General features: G+C 37.3%; 13 protein-coding genes and 1 pseudogene. 8 read left to right on the forward strand and 6 right to left on the reverse strand.

The window, feature by feature from the left end; genetic code table 11:
* Together BC008_RS48720 and BC008_RS29080 are read right to left on the reverse strand one after the other, a co-directional pair.
* Positions 1–160, reverse strand: a pseudogene (locus BC008_RS48720) (photosystem II q(b) protein); the annotation flags it as partial.
* A gap of 433 nt (positions 161–593) precedes the next feature.
* Positions 594–1,619: a hypothetical protein gene (locus BC008_RS29080; protein ID WP_027841029.1), complete on the reverse strand. Its 1,026-nt coding sequence runs from the start codon at positions 1,617–1,619 to the stop codon at positions 594–596.
* Between the two features lie 463 nt (positions 1,620–2,082).
* Between BC008_RS29080 and BC008_RS29085 the strand changes: the two genes are divergently transcribed.
* Positions 2,083–2,274 (forward strand): hypothetical protein, encoded by a 192-nt coding sequence (locus BC008_RS29085; protein ID WP_058183747.1) that lies wholly within the window; start codon positions 2,083–2,085, stop codon positions 2,272–2,274.
* Here BC008_RS29085 and BC008_RS52210 read toward each other — a convergent pair.
* A complete protein-coding gene (locus BC008_RS52210) occupies positions 2,260–2,385 on the reverse strand; it encodes a hypothetical protein (RefSeq protein ID WP_268768228.1) in 126 nt (41 codons plus the stop codon). The genes BC008_RS29085 and BC008_RS52210 overlap by 15 nt on opposite strands.
* A 23-nt stretch (positions 2,386–2,408) precedes the next feature.
* On the opposite strand from BC008_RS52210, the gene cofG reads away from it, so the two are divergent.
* The 3 genes from cofG to BC008_RS29100 all read left to right on the forward strand — a co-directional run bounded on the left by cofG (position 2,409) and on the right by BC008_RS29100 (position 7,018).
* Positions 2,409–3,407, forward strand: coding sequence for a 7,8-didemethyl-8-hydroxy-5-deazariboflavin synthase subunit CofG (cofG, locus tag BC008_RS29090; protein ID WP_036264574.1), 999 nt, complete (start codon positions 2,409–2,411; stop codon positions 3,405–3,407).
* 93 nt (positions 3,408–3,500) lie between these two features.
* Positions 3,501–4,835 (forward strand): AAA family ATPase, encoded by a 1,335-nt coding sequence (locus tag BC008_RS29095; RefSeq protein ID WP_027841030.1) that lies wholly within the window; start codon positions 3,501–3,503, stop codon positions 4,833–4,835.
* Positions 4,832–7,018 carry a tetratricopeptide repeat protein gene (locus tag BC008_RS29100; protein ID WP_027841031.1) on the forward strand — a complete coding sequence of 729 codons (2,187 nt, stop codon included), beginning with the start codon at positions 4,832–4,834 and terminating at the stop codon, positions 7,016–7,018. Before BC008_RS29095 ends, BC008_RS29100 begins: the two co-directional genes overlap by 4 nt.
* A 59-nt stretch (positions 7,019–7,077) precedes the next feature.
* Here the strand turns inward: BC008_RS29100 and BC008_RS29105 are convergent, their stop codons facing one another.
* Complete coding sequence (locus BC008_RS29105) at positions 7,078–7,545, reverse strand: hypothetical protein (protein ID WP_027841032.1); 468 nt, start codon at positions 7,543–7,545, stop codon at positions 7,078–7,080.
* Between the two features lie 588 nt (positions 7,546–8,133).
* Here BC008_RS29105 and hflX point away from each other — a divergent pair.
* From hflX to gshB, 3 genes are all read left to right on the forward strand, one after another.
* Positions 8,134–9,885, forward strand: a complete 1,752-nt coding sequence (hflX, locus tag BC008_RS29110; protein WP_058183746.1) for a GTPase HflX — start codon at positions 8,134–8,136, stop codon at positions 9,883–9,885.
* A 411-nt stretch (positions 9,886–10,296) separates the two neighbouring features.
* A complete protein-coding gene (grxC, locus tag BC008_RS29115; RefSeq protein ID WP_027841034.1) occupies positions 10,297–10,557 on the forward strand; it encodes a glutaredoxin 3 in 261 nt (86 codons plus the stop codon).
* A gap of 137 nt (positions 10,558–10,694) precedes the next feature.
* Positions 10,695–11,666, forward strand: a complete 972-nt coding sequence (gshB, locus tag BC008_RS29120) for a glutathione synthase (RefSeq protein ID WP_027841035.1) — start codon at positions 10,695–10,697, stop codon at positions 11,664–11,666.
* Positions 11,667–12,282: 616 nt separating this feature from the next.
* Here the strand turns inward: gshB and ftsZ are convergent.
* Together ftsZ and BC008_RS29130 are read right to left on the reverse strand one after the other, a co-directional pair.
* Positions 12,283–13,563: a cell division protein FtsZ gene (ftsZ, locus tag BC008_RS29125; protein ID WP_027841036.1), complete on the reverse strand. Its 1,281-nt coding sequence runs from the start codon at positions 13,561–13,563 to the stop codon at positions 12,283–12,285.
* A 1,401-nt stretch (positions 13,564–14,964) separates the two neighbouring features.
* Positions 14,965–15,780, reverse strand: a complete 816-nt coding sequence (locus tag BC008_RS29130; RefSeq protein ID WP_027841037.1) for a cell division protein FtsQ/DivIB — start codon at positions 15,778–15,780, stop codon at positions 14,965–14,967.
* Between the two features lie 1,417 nt (positions 15,781–17,197).
* Here BC008_RS29130 and BC008_RS29135 point away from each other — a divergent pair.
* Positions 17,198–18,547 (forward strand): ATP-binding protein, encoded by a 1,350-nt coding sequence (locus BC008_RS29135; RefSeq protein WP_027841038.1) that lies wholly within the window; start codon positions 17,198–17,200, stop codon positions 18,545–18,547.
* The last annotated feature ends 147 nt before the right edge of the window (positions 18,548–18,694 follow it).

Raw genomic sequence — 18,694 nt, forward strand, 5'->3', positions numbered from 1 at the left:
CTACAAATGCGATGATGAAGCAGGTGGTTGCTGCCAATAATGTAGGAATCATCAATACGCCGAACCAGCCAATATAAAGGCGGTTATCGGTGCTGGTGATCCACTGACAGAACCGTTCCCACAAAGAAGCGCTCTCGCGTCTCTGTAATGTAGTTGTCATGGTTCAATAATTGCTTTGATTTGGTATGTATTAGGCTAGTAATTTATGCCTATGAATAATACATTAGAGTATATATTGCTATTTGTAAAGTTTTTTTCAGTTTTTTTAGTGTAATTTTTTCAGGTACTAATTTTAAACTGCGGTTTTTTTGGTCAGATATCTTTGATATATAAGGCTTACAGCTATTCTATAAAATATTTTATTGAATTTTATCGATATTCATACAAAAATATTCTCTCAGAATATATTTGCATTTTTATTACGGTTTATAAAATAGCTGAATCAAAATGAACAAATAATTAAAAAATAATCCCCCAAACCTAAAGTGACGGCTAAGTCGATATCTACCTTAAGGCTGGGGTAGATCAAAGTAAGTTAAGTTTTGTTAGAGTGCAAACGCACTATCCTGAGAATATTTGAGACCAATTAAAGATCAATTGAACTTTAGAACTGACAAAACTTTTGTTAATTCTAATTTCAGATAATTATCTACAGCGATGTACATCCAAGATACTGATGAATGGGGGTCAGATTCTATTTTGTGAAAACCTAATGCTGTTGCAAGCTGTTCATAGATTGGTTGTAAGGGAATTGTGTACATGTCACAAAGCTCAGGAAAATCAGCCTGCATCTTAGTCAAACTTTGCTTCCCGTCTTCTAAGAATTTACAGATATTATTAAAATTCAGGTAATCGGGTTCTATGTACCAACCGCGAATATGAATGCAGGTACAATTTGTATCTCCCGGTACAGCCATTTTAATTGGATCGGAGTCGGAATTAACGCTGAAATAAAGACTATGACGGGGTGAAGTAAAGTAATTCTCCTCAGATTCTTTTGCTACGGGATAGAGGACATAAAATCCTACTGGATAATTATTGTCGCAACGACGCAATACCCTCATAATCGCAGAGCTTTGCTTCGACCAATTACGTAGGATTCTAGCTATACGATGGGACGCTGCAGTATTATTTCCAAAGTTAAAATGATGTCTCAAATAACTACTGACAGGAATAGTGTCTATTCGTGGTTCAAAGACATCTGCAAAAACTTCTACTGATTTTTTTGGTTGAACTGTATCGTTTAGGTTGGTTAATGGTGATATGACTCGAACGCAAGTTGTATTACCATCAAATTCTTTTTCAATTAATCCTATAGTAGCAAGCTTATCCATCATCATACCTGCAGCTCTTTCACTTCCACGTTCTTGGGTAGAGTAAAAAAGCTCGTGTGCTTCTTTATGAGTACAAGGTATGAAACCTTTTGGTGCCAATAGTTTTGTCAAGGGTAACTCTAAGTTATTCCCTGATTCATCATATTGTTTAACCAGTAAGTAAGCCCACAACTTTACAAAACATTCAGCCCGACGACGGGTTAAATTGGTTTGTCCTCTCAATAAAGAAATATATTTGCGTTGCTGCTCTGTAGGGAACCATTCATCAATGCTTGCTGGGTTCATGTGATATTAAATTATTTACCTTCTGAAGTTCGCGAGCGGTTTGGCTGATTTATTAATCGAGAGTAAGGCTTGTTAAAAAGATTTGGACTTAATACAAACATGTAAATGAAACTAACAAATTTAGGGAACTAATAAATTTAGGAATAAAAATTTTTATTCCTCAAGAAGCTTCCTTAAAATCGGAACTTGTGCAGTTTCTGCTCTAGTTTGCAAACAGTCACAATTTTCAGCCCGGAAAAAATGTGTTTGATGGTGGGAAACTATTAACCTTTCCACGCCTAGGTTTTACTTGAACTTATTATTTCCTAATTAGTTGATTCTCCAGCTTTGTTTTATAAAAACTTCACCCTACTTCAGGTTAGTTCTATCCTCTTCTTATATATACGATAAAATTCCTGTGCATACATAGTTCTAATTATGAGAATTTCATTGAATATTTAGTTGATGCTTAATCGGAGCAACAATGAATGGAGGATTTTATCCGCAAACATACTCATCCAAAACATCCATCATAAGTAATAATTTGGAGCATGAAGACTTAAAAAATCAAAAATTAAATTCAATTTCAGAGGTTTACTTGCTGCAAACTGTAATTGAAAGTTTTGTTGGTGGGATATTAATTCTGACTGCTCAAGGTGAATTAGTTCACTCGTAACATCTGTTGTAGCTTGGAGCGAGGTGTAGCATTCAGTTTTTTTGGTGCATGAGTCGGAAGCATGTTTTGGGAAACTGCTGATAACCAATTGCGTGCGTTAACATAACTCATAACATTTCCGATTCAATGGTTTCATGTCAGTTTCCTCCCCAAAAACTGTTACTTACAGCCCTGCTTACACTATCGTTCCGACATATGAATGCTTTAACCGTTGCAGTTATTGCAATTTTCGCACCGACCCTGGTAAAAGTCCTTGGATGACTTTGAGTTCTGCACGGGAGATATTTACAAAACTGCAAAACCAGAAAGTCTGTGAAATTCTAATTCTCAGTGGTGAAGTACACCCAAACTCACCACGACGCCAAGAATGGTTCGAGCGGATTTATGATTTGTGTGAATTAGCTTTATCAATGGGTTTTCTTCCTCACACCAATGCTGGACCATTAAGTTTTAAGGAGATGGAACAACTAAAGAATGTCAATGTATCCATGGGATTAATGTTGGAACAATTAACCCCAAAGTTATTGGATACGGTACATCGCCATGCTCCAAGCAAGCTACCAGAGTTACGGTTACAACAGTTAGAATGGGCGGGAAAATTAAAAATACCTTTTACTACAGGTTTATTATTGGGGATTGGGGAAACCGAAGATGATTGCTGGGAAACTCTGGAAGCGATCGCAAAATTACATCGAAATTATCACCACATTCAAGAAGTGATTTTGCAACCCCATAGTCCTGGTACTCAACAAAGTTTTGATGCACCACCTTTCGACCCCCATAAATTACCAGAAGTAATTGCTACAGCACGTCAAATTCTTCCCGAGGATATAACTATTCAAATTCCACCAAATTTAATTCCAGATTCCCAATGGTTAATTACTTGTATTGAAGCGGGAGCAAGGGATTTGGGGGGAATTGGACCTAAAGATGAAGTTAATCCCGATTATCCCCATCATCAGGAAAAAGATTTGAGGGAAACTTTACAACCCTATGGGTGGGAATTAGTTGAGAGGTTACCAGTTTATCCTCAGTTTGATGGGTGGTTGTCGTTGAAGTTACGGGATGCAGTGAAGAGTTGGCGTAGTGGAGAAAGGGTAAAATTCGCAACGGATAAGATAAGTAAAGGATAAGGTAAATAACCGATGAGACGGGTAACGCATGGGCTTAATTTACAATAAAAATACACTCAGTTAAACAGCAAATGTCTGTTATATATAGTGTTTATGCCTGAACAAAATATTGAATTACTTACAAATATTTATAATGCTTTTGACCCATTTCGACCTTTACCTGCGGGCGATCCAACTTATGTAGATTGTCGAGAAGTTAGAGGTGATGGGGATATCCTGCTAGATCTGGGTAATCGAATTAAACTCTCTAAGGAAAATACTTGTCAGTTATATTCAGGTCATCGGGGTGCGGGAAAATCAACAGAATTACTGCGCTTGAAACAATTTTTGGAAGAAAAGAATTTCTACGTAGTTTATTTTGCAGCAGATGAGGAAGATATAGATTCTGAAGATGCTCGGTATACTGATATTCTTCTTGCTTGCACCCGTCACATTCTGGAAGGATTAAAAAATATTGGTAATGCTAACCCAGTATTGCAGTGGTTAGAAGGTCGCTGGGAAGATATCAAAGATTTAGCACAAACAGAAGTGTCTTTCCAGGGAATGAGTATGGAAGCACAAATATCCCAGTTTGCAAAACTAACAGCGAATTTGAGAGCAGAACCTTCTTTACGGGAAAAAATTAGAAAAAAAGTAGATCCTTACACCGTTACTTTAATTCAGGTTTTAAATCAGTTTCTCAAAGAAGCAAAAAAGAAACTTCCTGATGGTCGTAGCGAATTAGCAGTTATTGTCGATAACTTAGATCGAATCGCCCCAATTATTACTGATAGTGGGAAAATTAACCACGAAGAAATCTTTCTTGATCGCAGCGAACAACTAAAAGCTCTTGATTGTCATCTAATTTATACTGTTCCCATATCATTGGTTTACTCCAAAAGAAGTACTGACGTCAGAGAAAGCTACAGCGATACGGAAGTTTTACCTATGATTATGGTACGGACTCCCGACGGTGAAATATGCGAACCAGGACTCAGTAAAATCAAAGAAATTATTTCTAAGCGAATTAGTCAGTGTACAACTTACTTATCCTTAGATACAGAAATCTTTGACAGTCCAGAAACCTTCCAGCAGCTTTGTTTGATGAGTGGAGGTCACGTCCGAAATTTGCTACTCTTAACTCAAGATGCGATCGCACTTACAGAAGAGTTACCAATTTCTCAGAGAGCCGTACGACGTGCAATTACTAAAGCACGCAATACTTATCGTCAAACTGTAGAACACAACCAATGGGATTTATTAGCAAAAGTTTTTCATTCAAAACGGGTAATTAACGACAATGAGCATCGTAGTTTGTTATTCAACCGATGTTTTTTAGAATATCGTTATCTGGACAAAGAATATGAAATTCAACGTTGGTGCGATGTTCATCCTTTAATTAGAGGGATAGCGGAATTTAAGGAAGCTGTAGCGAAAATGCAGCCATGACTTCAGAATCAATTGACTGGGACGAAGATTTACCAGCCGAACCAGAAGAAGAATATCAAGCTTTTATCCGTACTTTAAAACGGACACATGGTTTTCGTTTATTATTTGTTCGGTCTTCTCCTGTTGAAAGTGAGGACTTAATCACCAGGGTGAAGGAAGACTTACCTGAAAAAAGGATCGAAGTTTTACGATTTGATAAGCCGATTGACAACTTATATGAGATAGTTAAAGACTTACCAAATCGAGAACAAATCAATATTTTATTTCTCCAAGGGTTGGAGTATTCCTTATATGAATATGAAAAACTTAAGTTTGGCGAGAACAGCGAGCGTTTCAGTTACAGTTGGAAAGGTGTTCCGCCAATATTAAATCATTTAAATTTACATAGAGAAAGATTTCGAGATACTTTTAGCATCTGCTTTGTGTTTCTCTTACGCTCCTTTTCTCTTAAATACTTTATCCACCGCGCTCCAGATTTTTTTGATTGGCGTTCTAGCATCTTTGAATTTCCCACCAAACCAGGAATTTTAGAGCAAGAATCATCCCGTATTCTTGAAGAAGGAGATTATGACGAATATTGTGCTTTAACCTCAGAAAAACAGATTCAAAAATTTCTAGAAATTCAAGAATTATTACAAGAAAAATATCAGACTCTTGATAATAAGGCTGAATTATTAAGAGAACAGGGAAGGCTACTTACTGCGACAAAAGAACATGAGGTAGCTTTGAGAGCATTTGAAAAAGCAATAGAATTAAAACCCGAATACCACCAAGCTTGGAATAACCGGGGTATTACGCTGTATCATTCGAAAAGATTAGAAGAAGCAATTGCATCCTACAACCAAGTCATAAAAATTAAACCTGACTACTACCAAGCTTGGTTTAATCGAGGTCTAGCACTTCGTCAGTTGGAAAGATTAAACGAAGCTATTACATCTTATGACAAAGCACTAGAAATAAGACCCGAATACCACCAAGCCTGGCACAACCGGGGTATTGCCCTGTATGGATTGGGAAGCTTAGAACAAGCCATTACATCCTATGATAAAGCAATTGAAATAAAATCTGATTACTACAAAGCTTGGTTTAACCGTGGTTTAGTACTGCTTCAGTTGGGAAGTTTAGATAAAGCAATTGCATCTTTTGACAAAGCATTAGAAATTAAACTTGACTACTACCAAGCTTGGTACAACCGGGGTAACGCACTATATCATTTGAAAAAGTTAGAAAAAGCGATTACATCCTATAACCAAGCATTAGAAATTAAACCTGAATACCATAAAGCTTATTACAACAGAGGTTACGCGCTGCATCAGTTGGGAAGGTTAAATGAAGCGATTGTATCCTATGACAAAGCACTAGAAATTAAGCCTAACAAGCTCCAATCTTGGAACAACAGGGGTCACGCACTATATCAGTTGGGAAGATTAGATGAAGCGATTGAATCCTACGATAAAGCACTGGAAATTAATCCTAATTACTACACAGCTTGGTATAATAAGGGCAATACACTGGATCAATTAAAGAAACTAGATAAAGCAATTGCATCCTACGACAAAGCATTAGAAATTAAACCTAATAATTACCAAGCTTGGTATAGTCGGGGAAATGTGCTTTACCAATTAGGAAATTTAGAGCAAGCTATTTTATCCTACGATAAAGCACTGATAATAAAACCTGATAAACATGAAGTTTGGAACAACCGAGGTTACGTGCTGCGTCAGTTGGGAAGGTTAGAAGAAGCAATCGCATCCTATAATAAAGCACTTCATATTAAATCTGAATCTCATCAAGCTTGGAACAACCGGGGTTATGCGCTGCGTAAGTTGGGAAGGTTAAAAGAAGCGATTGCATCCTACGACAAAGCATTAGAAATTAAACCTGACGACTACATACCTTGGAAAAACCGGGGTATAGCACTGCATGAGTTGGGAAAATTAGAAGAAGCGATCGCATCTTTTGACAAAGCATTAGAAATCAAACCTGATGATTACGACGCTTGGTACAACAAAGCTTGTTGTTACGCTTTACAAAAAAATATCGATTTAGCAATTGAAAATCTACAACAAGCCATCAATCTAAATCCTGAATACCAAGAAATAGCAAAAACAGATGATGATTTTGATCCAATTCGAGATAGTGAAGAGTTTCAGGCGTTGATTCAATCCCATAAGTTGAGTTAAACACACAACTATAATTGTTTGAGTTCACCTTTCCAAAAACGTCGCAACTTAAAATAATTCTAAGAATTGCTCTGAGCAAAATACTCAGCTAATCTCTCTGGAGCTAAAGCATTAGTGTATTGTTTTGCTAATTCCGGAGTTGCTAGTTCGAGTAATACCGCATTTTCAACCCAAAACTCAATCACATCAAACTCACCCCGACTACAACGTAAGCACCGCCATTCTTCGCGAGCAGCAATAGACTCAATTTGCGACTGACTTAGCGGTATAGAAATCGCAGCGTGACTAGCAATAAACTGGTTTGAGGTATTTTGGTGTTGAAATTGGATTGATTTATCACCCTCTCCGGGAATCATCTCAGTACCAAGAGGATAAACTTCAATTAAAGTACCATACTCGTCTCCTGCAAGTGCAACATGGCTACCTGGGTTGGATGGGAAAGGTGCAGAATAGCCATTGAAAAGTTCAGCTAACACCTCAGCAACATGTTTTGGATTACTTGCAGGTATAGAAATGTGATGAATCATTGGCTGGAGGATTCCTATGAATTGAGTTTTAATGCGATCGCGTAGGCTGCGTTAGGCGCATGGCTTATTAAATTTATTCTGGTCACCTTCTCAAAAGTGCCGTAACGCACCATCAAACATTTGTAGCCCGAAGTCCAAATATACGTAACACTATTCTTTGGCGGTGCGTTACACTAAACCGACATACTTAGTTAACATAAAGATAGAAATGTACCGCAACACACTACTTAATATGAAGTCTGTACTTTCTCAAAAACATTCAAAATACTAACTTCAAAATATTAATTAATTATAAATAAGTATATTCAAAAACAATTTTATAAAAATAAAATAAAGCATTAATTTATTAAATTCAACTCATTCAATCTCTTAAAAATATATAAATTTTTGTAAAAATAAATATTGAATCACAGGTATTTATAACCTGCAAGCTCAAAGCATATCAATTAAAGTAAAGTTTTTTATAAGCATTACAAAATACTAAGTATAAATGCATCTTCCTAAAGTAATAGTTAAGAAAAAAAGCAAATGATAAAATAAATAAGAAATCAAACAAAAATAAAGGGGGGGTCAGGAAACTGGCCTTTAATGCCTATAGAGACTATCTTCGGTAATCTCCAAGGTTTAAAGCCTAGCCAACTAAAACAACTCCGGCGGCTTTACCACCAGCGCATACCGGGCGATCGGATTACAACTCCAGAATTTGCCCAGCGACTGGCAGCAGTGAGTACAGAAATCAATAAACCAGTATGTGCCTATCTCAATCGTCGCGGACAAGTGATTCGGGTTGGGGTAGGCACACCGCGTCAGACCCAAATTCCACTAATGGAATTACCACGTTACGGCGCGGAACGACTTAGTGGTATTCGTTGTATTGCTACCCAGTTGAAACCAGAAGCAAGCTCTGATGCTGCCTTAACATCAATGGCTTTACAACGTCTTGATGCTTTAGTAGTAATGAATGTTACAGCTTCTGGATTTAAAAAGCGAGGTGGTGCAGCTTCTGGTTATGTTAAGGAAGCTTACTTAGCACATCTCACACCCCAGGATTCTCGTATCTTAACAGCGACTCAAGGGGGTGGAAATATCAGCACCAGCGATTATTCTCCTCCAAGTTGGAGTATATCCCCACCTATGAGCTTGGATATGCTCGGCAAACAAGACTTCATGGACTTGGTAGAAGGTCTAGAAGAAGAGTTTCGCCGAGAATATACAGCCCTAGATGTGGACTCTGACCATGAGCGAGTCCTGATTGTTGGTATCATGACAGGCGATCTGTCATCTCAAGAATTCCAAGATACTCTAGCAGAAATTGCCCGATTAGTCGATACTGCTGGTGGTGATGTTGTGCAAATGTTACAACAAAAGCGAAATCGCGTTCATCCCCAAACCGTTGTTGGTGAGGGTAAAGTACAAGAAATTGCCTTAGCTGCCCAAACATTAGGGGCTAATTTGGTAGTTTTTGATCGCGATCTTTCACCAGCACAAGTCCGTAATTTAGAAGCTCAAATTGGTGTTCGGGTTGTCGACCGCACCGAAGTAATTTTAGATATTTTTGCCCAACGGGCTCAGTCTGGTGCTGGTAAATTACAGGTAGAACTAGCACAGTTGGAATATATGCTTCCCAGGCTGACAGGTAGGGGTCAAGCAATGTCTCGGCTTGGGGGTGGTATCGGAACCAGAGGTCCTGGTGAAACTAAATTAGAAACAGAACGACGTGCCATCCAACGACGCATTACCCGACTGCAAAAAGAAGTTAATCAATTGCAGGCGCACCGGGAACGCTTACGTCAACGACGACAAAACCAAGGTGTTCCCACTGTGTCAATAGTCGGTTATACCAATGCCGGTAAATCTACTTTACTTAATGCCCTAACCAATGCTGAAGTTTATACTGCGGATCAGCTATTTGCGACCTTAGACCCGACTACACGTCGCTTAACTGTTCCCCATGCAGTAAGTGGAGACCGGCAAGAAATTCTGCTGACAGATACGGTAGGGTTTATCCACGAATTACCAGCATCATTGGTGGATGCTTTTCGTGCCACATTGGAAGAAGTTACTGAAGCTGACGCTTTAGTACACTTAGTAGATTTGTCCCATGCGGCTTGGTTAAATCAAGTTCGTTCGGTAAGAGAAATTCTCAAACAAATGCCGGTTACTCCCGGACCTGCAATTGTTGTATTTAACAAAATTGACCAAGCTAACAGCGAAACGTTAGCCCTTGCAAGAGAAGAGTTCCCTATGGCAGTGTTTATTTCAGCAGATAAGCGTTTGGGCTTAGAAAATCTACGCCAGCGTCTTGGTCAGTTGATTAACTACGCTGTTTCTTCTCAGTAATCTCAAAACCCTCATAAGCCGGACTTGCGCAAATTAACATAAGGTCGAGATTTAAAGACTACAGATTTCGATCTTGCAAAAATATCCTTTGCATAAGGAATCCTTGCGTGAGTCCGATTTAAAACTAAAAACAGTAAGTCTTATTTGTACAAATTTTTATCTGCTCTGTGGAGACGCAATTTTAGCTATTATTTTTCTTAGCATTTACTGCATTTCAGAAAATAATATGTTGCGTCTCCATTAATATATAAAAAATTTAATATATAAAAAATTTGCAGTTATTATGCTTTGAATAGACATAACAATTAGCGCGTACCGCCTGAAGCTGTAGTAATAACACGCTCTTTGCCTAGTGGAGAAATTAAGGCATAATTATTAAAATTAAGAATTATGAACTAAATAGAGGACATAATGAGTGCAAAAGTAGAAATTTACACTTGGAGTACTTGTCCATTTTGTATTCGTGCTAAAAATCTCTTAAAAAAGAAAGGGATTGATTACATCGAATATTGTATTGATGGTGATGAAATTGCTCGGGACAAGATGATAACTAGAGCAAATGGACGGAGTTCTTTACCACAAATATTTATTGATGAGGTTCACGTTGGCGGATGTGATGATATCTATGGATTGGAATCTCAAGGAAAATTAGATCCATTACTGGCATCTTAAAACAGCTTAACGGTTAACATTTCGGCGTTAACTGTTAACCGTTACAGTTGATAATTTAAATTAGATAGTTCAAATAATTTGGACAATTCCAATATTTAGACAGTTCAAAGAAACTCCCGGCAATTGAGGTTCCAAGCGTGAAACTTGCTTTTATTATCGATCCCATCAGTCAACTCGATCCATGTCATGATACCAGCGTTGCTTTAATGGAAGCAGCACACATCCTCGGACATGAGATCTGGGTAACTCAAGCTAATCAACTCAGCGTAATAAATAGTAAAGCTTGGGCAGTTTTAGAGCAAGTTGAACTTAAACCTATAAAATTATTAGATGGAAAGTATGTGGCGGAAAATCCTTGGTATATATCGAGAGAGCCTCAGCTTATTCCTTTAGAAAACATGGATGCTGTCTTTATGCGGACAGATCCACCAGTTGATGCGACTTATCTTTATGCGACCTATACTTTGGACTATATCGATCCACGCAAAACATTAGTCGTTAATAGTCCAAATGGAATCAGAGCAGCAAATGAAAAAATGTATGCTCTCCAATTTACACAAGCAATTCCAGAAACTATTGTTACTGCTGATAAAGAAATAATTCGCCAGTTTGTTGAAACTAAAGGAGCAGCAATTCTTAAACCTCTAGGAAATAAAGCTGGGGAAGGTATTTTATTTTTGCAAGCAGGCGATCGCAATTTTAATTCCATTATCGAACTCAGTACTTCCCAAGGGAAAGTACCGGTAATGGTACAGGTCTATCTATCCGAAGCAAAGGATGGAGATAAACGAATAATATTACTTGACGGTGAGCCAATTGGAGCCCTTAATCGCTTGAGTGGGCCAGGAGAATTTCGTAATAATATGTCAACGGGCGGTAGTGTTGCTGCAATTGAAATTACTCCCAGAGAACAAGAAATTTGCCATCAACTAGCAGATACTTTACGTCGTGATGGTTTAATTTTTGTTGGTATTGATGTCATCGGAGGCTATTTGACTGAAGTTAATGTTACTAGCCCGACAGGTATTCGTGAAATTGACAGATTAAATAATATCAGTCTTGGCAAACAGGTAATTCAATGGGTTGAGCAAAGAGCAGAGCAAAATTGAATGTTGAAGACTTTTTTACTTTTTTAGGTCACAATCTGAATTAAATCTCTGCTAAAAAGCACTCAAGCCCTAACTAACGCTAAACAGTGTAAATATATTTTGTAACAAGCATTTTGTAATAAATATTTTGTAATAAATACTTTGTAATAAATACATTTTTACAAACCAATGCGGGTTTCGACCAGAAGCAGGCTGAGCTGCTGGTCGATTGGATAGTGCATATCGAGTAAACATGTGAACGCTCGCCTTCAGAGCATAGCAGTTCAAATTCGACAAGTATTTACTTTATTTATAAGGAGAAGTGATAAATGCTAACTTTGCAGCAAGTATTAGAACTTAACAAAAATTCACACTCCTAGCTGATGTCAGACACATTCAGGATTCATTCTGAGGTGGCTGACCCCCAACCAAATAAATTGGATTTGTAGGTAGCATGGAATAATGCAAGCCATGCAAGATAATTTGTTTTTAAACCTCCCAATAATTTGAGCAACATATAAGTTTTTTCTACAGACTATCTGAGTACGTTCTGGCAGATCTCCAGCAATCGTAAACAGTCAACCACAAATCTTAAATTCTCTTATAGTTAGTCATATCGAAAACCTACAATCGTAATTTAATTGCGTGGGCTTCTGCGTCGCAAAAAGTCAGGAATATCAAGTACAGATTTTTCTTTGGGCTCCGGAGTTGGATTTGGAGAATTCAACGGTTGAGTAGAAGGTGACTGCCGCTTTTGTGGCTGTGGAGCCATACGTACATTTGTAACGTTTTGCGGTTGCTGTGGAGGTAGATCTCCTGTGAAGCCAGTTGCGATAACCGTAATTCTCACTTCTCCTTGGAGGCGATCGTCAATCACAGCACCAAAAATAATATTGGCATTAGGATCGACCACTTCATAAATAGCTTCTGCTGCTGCATTCACTTCATGTAAGGTGAGGTCGCTACCACCAGTAATATTTAATACAACACCCCTCGCACCTTCAATGGAAGACTCGAGTAATGGTGAAGAAATTGCTGCGATCGCAGCTTCTCTGGAGCGAGACTTACCAGAACCAATGCCAATTCCCATCAATGCAGAACCAGCATCTGCCATAACAGCCCGCACATCAGCAAAGTCAACATTAACTAAACCAGGGATGGTAATGATGTCGGATATCCCCTGAACACCTTGACGCAATACATCATCTGCATAACGAAAAGCTTCTTGCATGGAAGTTTGCTCGGGGATGACTTCCAGCAGTTTGTTATTGGGAATAATAATTAAGGTATCTACCCTACTTTTTAAACCTTCAATACCTTGTTCTGCTTGAGTACTGCGACGACGTCCTTCAAATATAAATGGACGCGTTACCACCCCAACAGTCAAAGCACCCATTTCTTTTGCAACTTCAGCTACTATCGGAGCAGCCCCAGTACCGGTACCACCTCCCATACCAGCAGTGATAAATACTAAGTCAGCACCTTCTAAAGCTGTAGCAATTTCATCCCGAGACTCTTCTGCGGCTTTTTGACCAATTGCAGGATTTCCACCAGCCCCCAAACCTCGGGTGAGCTTTTGCCCAATTTGTAATCGGCTCGGAGCTGATGCCATAGTTAAAGCTTGCGCATCAGTATTAATCGTCCAAAATTCAACCCCACTCACATCAGAGGCAATCATGCGATTAACAGCATTTCCGCCGCCACCACCGACACCAATTACCTTGATGTTAGCAACGCGACCCGGCACAATATCGCCAATCCGATTGTCCTCAAGAGGGGTTTTGCTATCGTTATTTTGTCCAAAAGTTAATCCGGAGTGACTAAAAGGATTAGTAGAGTTAACCGCTAAGGATAACTCTGGCTGTCCCGGAGATTGAGAGTTTCTGTAGGTAAGCCCTTGGTTGTTATCAAGTGTCATCAGATTTGTGTGCAAGTAGATAAACGACTTTTAAGGTGCTTTTCACCCGCATAGTCAACTATAGTTTGACGCGGTCAAGATATAATGTCCTGGTTTTTCTCTTGTTCTTTTCTCTTCCAACCCTAACAGGATTTGAGAAGTGAAACCTTGTCGTGGTTTTAAGCCACTACGATACGCGATTGGTTCTTGAAGCACCACATCAAAAACAACTGCATCGCCAATTCTAGAGAAGTATACCTATAATTACCGATAATTGAAATGTATAACTTAACTCTCAACTTGTTTACCTTTTCTTTCTTTCGCTTAGTCGGTGACATGTATTTTTTGTTTCTCCGTTGGCTGGTACAAAGTACTATTTTTCATCCCAAAAGTCATTATTTTTATAAGTATATGTGGTGAGTGTTCTTTTTTATCTCAATATAAATACCTTTTTAGCTCGAGTATAAATTGCCATCACTTGGAAAAATACTACTACAACATCAATTATCTTTTACCTCCTTTTTAGTTAATTTATACAGTATATAGTCTTATAAAATACATGCATTACTTGCGTATATGTTTGTAACAGCAAAAATGTCGGCCAATTCAGATTAATTCTAAAGAAACTACAATACTGCTATTATCTGTTTTTATGATTTGATTTGCGGAATTTGACATTTGGGGTAACTGCAATTTAAAACACGTTTATTTGTTTTCGATTAAATGTGATTTTAAGCTAAGATATTTGCTCATTTGCTTTTTAGGTGATTTGAAGACTTTCACACTAATGAAAGTTTTGTAGTAGCCATTTCTCTGGTTGGGTTATTTTCAGTGAAATCATCAGAGCGTGACATTATAACCTACCTGTGGGCTGATTAATTGTATTTTCTACATGTTATAAAGATAAACTCAATCTAAAGATAAAATCATAATAGAAGTTTGTCTGTAATGAATATTAGTCAACAATATAAATCATCCCTTATTGTAGTTAGCTAAACTCTTCTTTAAATTCATCTGTTGACGAACATAGATGATGTTTGTGCAAGAACTAACCATTGATAGCAAAACATGCTTCTATGGGTTAGTGCAATACCTTAAAATCAGCGTAAGCTGCATTCAAAACATATAAGATTTACAGCTTAGATTACATCATTAAATTGTCTAACATCTAGCACGCAATATATAAATGTCAAGTTCGCAACTAAGTAACAACTAAAAATAATTGTATTTGCAGAAAGTATCCTTGAGGGTAAATGGTGCTATCTTGACGATGGTTTAAAACAGAATGATTTGTAAATTATCTGTGAAAAGTTGAAAATTTACACATCACAAATATATGTTGTAAGAGAAAATCTCTGAACCTATTCAAATTTTCAATTGAATAAATACATCTTATAGTTTTATTTTTGAAAGAATTTACAATTAATTTTTGCGCTTTTTATGATTCATCTGTACTAAGGGCTTTTTAGGGTTTCTGAGGTCGATGTAATTTATTTGATCGAGGTTTAGTTGTGTTTTAATTTGGCGCATTTGTGCCAGGGTTCTAATTTGTTCTGGCAAAATATCACTAGGAGAGCCTAATAAAACCTTTCCTAATTCTGTATTCAAAACTAGGTTTGCAGGATTTTGAAATTCGATAGCTGTAACTTTGATAGAAGTCTGATGTAAAGTCTCATAAAGCAAAATCCACGAGGAACGATATTTTTCGCTATAGCCTACGACTGAGAGACTAGGTAAGCCAAAATCGGGGTTCAATGATGTACTTTTCCCCACCGGTATCCAATTTCCATTTGCATCAATCAGCCCAGAAATTGATTCTTTATCTCCTGAAGATAAGGATTTTTTTGCGATTGCAACAGGTACTCTTTCTTTTATTTGAACTACTATTCCTGGTGGAAATAAACGACGACTTACCACTGCTCGTGCAATCCCTGGTTGTTTGGTTAAGGATTTACTAATCTTTGAAGGTTGAATGCGCCATAAAGACTGGGGATAAGATAGTGTCATCGCAGAATGAATAACTTTCTCATCTAAAAGCCGGTTACCAGAAACAACTATTTGCTTTGGAGCTTTTAATACCCAAATAGGCTGAAAAACTACCCATATCAAGCCTGCAGTCATGCTACTTACAGCAAAAGTTTGCCATATTGTTTGCACAATTTTTACTTGTTTCTGACGGCGTAATTTATTACGGCGCTTTTGGAGGTCGCGATGGGAGACTGATGCGATTTGTGTCATTCAAACCCCTTTCTATTTGCAGTCAAATTAATCTTTAATCGCACTTGAATTATCTAAAAATTAAATTTGATACTTCGATGCTAATTCAAATTTCTAGCCGGAATTATTGTTCAATTCAGCAATAACCTAAAGCGATCGCGATAAGATTACCGCACTGATATAAAGATTTCCTTAATTCTTTGACTTCAAAATGCAATTAAATATAACTCCTTATAAGGAGAATGATGATTTTTGTCTGTCTGAAAGACTACAAAGGTAGTTATTGCTATTTAAATCTTTTAATATCTCTTCTTTTTGCTATTCGAGAGACTTTTTACAGGGAACTTGCTTGACTATGGAGGTGATTCTTAATAAGTAAATTGGATATTATTGTATCAATATTTAGTCTTCAAGGAAAGAAAGATTCGAATTAAATTTGTTGTCGGTTCCATCATTCATAAATTGATTTTTCTACTGAACTCTTTACACACAAAGCCTCCTAAAAATTTCTGTCCAACAAAAATTATATGAGATGTCAACCAAAAATCGTAGTTTAGAGAACTTATATAAAGTTAAATTTTGCACATCTCAAGTAATTTCCCATCAAGTTTAATGATTTTCAAATCTGTGGGTTACAAAAGTTTGATTACCGGGAAACAGATATGCCTAAATCATTAGAATGATGTTGGATAGCTATTATGTTGTGCTCATTTTGGTGTATCCCATCTCAATTATGCAAAGAAAATTTCTCTTCTGAAGTTCAATACTCCCAATTGTGCATCCCTGAAATAATTTATTTGTACTATAAAATTTATTTGTACTATAAAGCAGTTGGAGTAAAGCTTGAGTAATATTTAGTTTGCTAGGTTTGATGTGAAAATTATAAATACTCTACCGCATATAATGCCAAAACTTACGCGTAAATAATTTTTGTTTCGCACGCATCAAAGCACAAAGTTATTTAAGATACTTTTAATAGCTCGACAGTAATAGTATCAACATCAATTAGACTTATTTAAGACTGAGACTAAATTTACACAATTAGCTTACCAAATTAGCGCTTAGCGACAGCATCGCGTATGTGCAAAGTTTCTATCATGAATATATCCTGATATGAGCCTATAGCTAAGGCTAACGATAAAAAAAATGGGATTCGATCTATATTTATTTTCTCTCCAGTAAATATTTAAATTCAGTAATTTAACTGATGTTGACTCACGACTTGTATTTGTTAAAAACTCCTTAGGTGTTGGCAAAACAATAAATGCAGGTGTAAAAAGGACAAATGACTCAGTATATTCAGGGTTATATTAATCCTTTTTGTCTTAACTAAAATCGCTTTGGCACAGGGTTGAAGCTGTTAGGGGGTCGAACGCTCATAGTCGAACGCTTATAGTCGAACACTTATAAATTAGTTACAAGTGATGATTGCATCTACATGAGACATACACTTAATTTGCTACGTTTTTTTAAAGCCTGTAATCCTAGCAAAACGCTAGCTATGGGCGATGTTGCCGACCGACAATACTATATAGATTTTTCCGATGTTCGAGGTTGCAAAATAGTCGAGGAACTACAACGGACGATCGCACGTATATCTCCCGATGAGCCGACCTGTCAGTTATTTACGGGGCACATTGGTTGTGGTAAATCTACAGAGCTACAAAGGCTCAAAGCTGAATTAGAAAGTGCGGGTTTTCACGTAGTTTACTTTGAGTCTAGCCAAGATTTGGACATGGCAGATATTGATATCAGCGATATTTTGTTGAGTGTGGCACGTCAAGTCAGCCTTAGCTTAGAAGCTGTTGGGATCAAGATTACAGCAGGTTATTTCAGTAACTTGTTTAAGGAAATTGGAGATTTTTTTCATAATTCTATAGAGCTTTCGGAAGCTGAGCTTTCTATAGGAATTGCCAAGATTACTGCAAAAACCAAGGATAGTCCACATTTACGCACCCACTTGCGACAATATTTGGAGCCTCGTACCAACAGCATTTTGCAAGCCATTAACGAAGAAGTATTAGAGAAAGCCATTAAGCAACTTAAATTTAGGGGACAAAAAGGATTAGTTGTAATTGTTGATAACTTAGATCGGGTAGACATGCGCCCAATGCCGTCAGGGCGATCGCAACCAGAGTATTTATTTATTGATCGGGGCGAACAATTACGCAGGCTCAATTGTCATGTTGTTTATACTATCCCTTTAGGATTGATTTTTTCTAATGAGTATCAGACTTTAAAAAATCGCCTCGGAGGAGGAATAGCTCCAAAAGTATTACCAATGGTAAGGGTGCGTCAACGTTCTGGTGGTGACTACGAACCAGGAATGTCTCTTTTACGCCAGTTGGTATTAGCTAGGGCTTTTCCGGATATTACTTGGAATGCAAGATTTGCTCTGATTACCGAATTATTCGATAATTTGGAGACATTAGATCGTCTGTGTCGGGTAAGTGGCGGTCACATTCGTAATCTATTGGGTCTACTTTACAGCTGCTTACAAAGGCAAGATCCACCTTTCTCTCAAGCATGTTTGGAAGCTGTAATTAAAGATTATCGAGATGATTTGCTATTAGCAATTGACGATCAAGAGTGGGAATTATTATTTCAAGTTGTAGAACAACAAACAGTCCGAGGCGAAACTGAATATCAAAGATTACTCAGAAGTATGTTTGTATTTGAATATCGCGATCCCCAAGGGAGATGGTTTGGAATTAGTCCAGCCCTTGCAGAATCAGAAAAAGTACTTTCTTGGCAACAAGAACGTATGCTAAGTGTCCCCCAATCTTAAAATCTCTTCAACCTGATTTTAAACTTTTTGATTATTAATCGTTGATTGTTGATGAATAATTCTGCTTTCTGACTAAAGAATGCTATATTTTCATTTTTGTAAATTCAAATTTTTTAAATCTAAATTTTTTAAACATAAATTTTTTAA

Origin of the sequence: Mastigocoleus testarum BC008, assembly GCF_001456025.1 — a bacterium.
Classification (GTDB): domain Bacteria; phylum Cyanobacteriota; class Cyanobacteriia; order Cyanobacteriales; family Nostocaceae; genus Mastigocoleus; species Mastigocoleus testarum.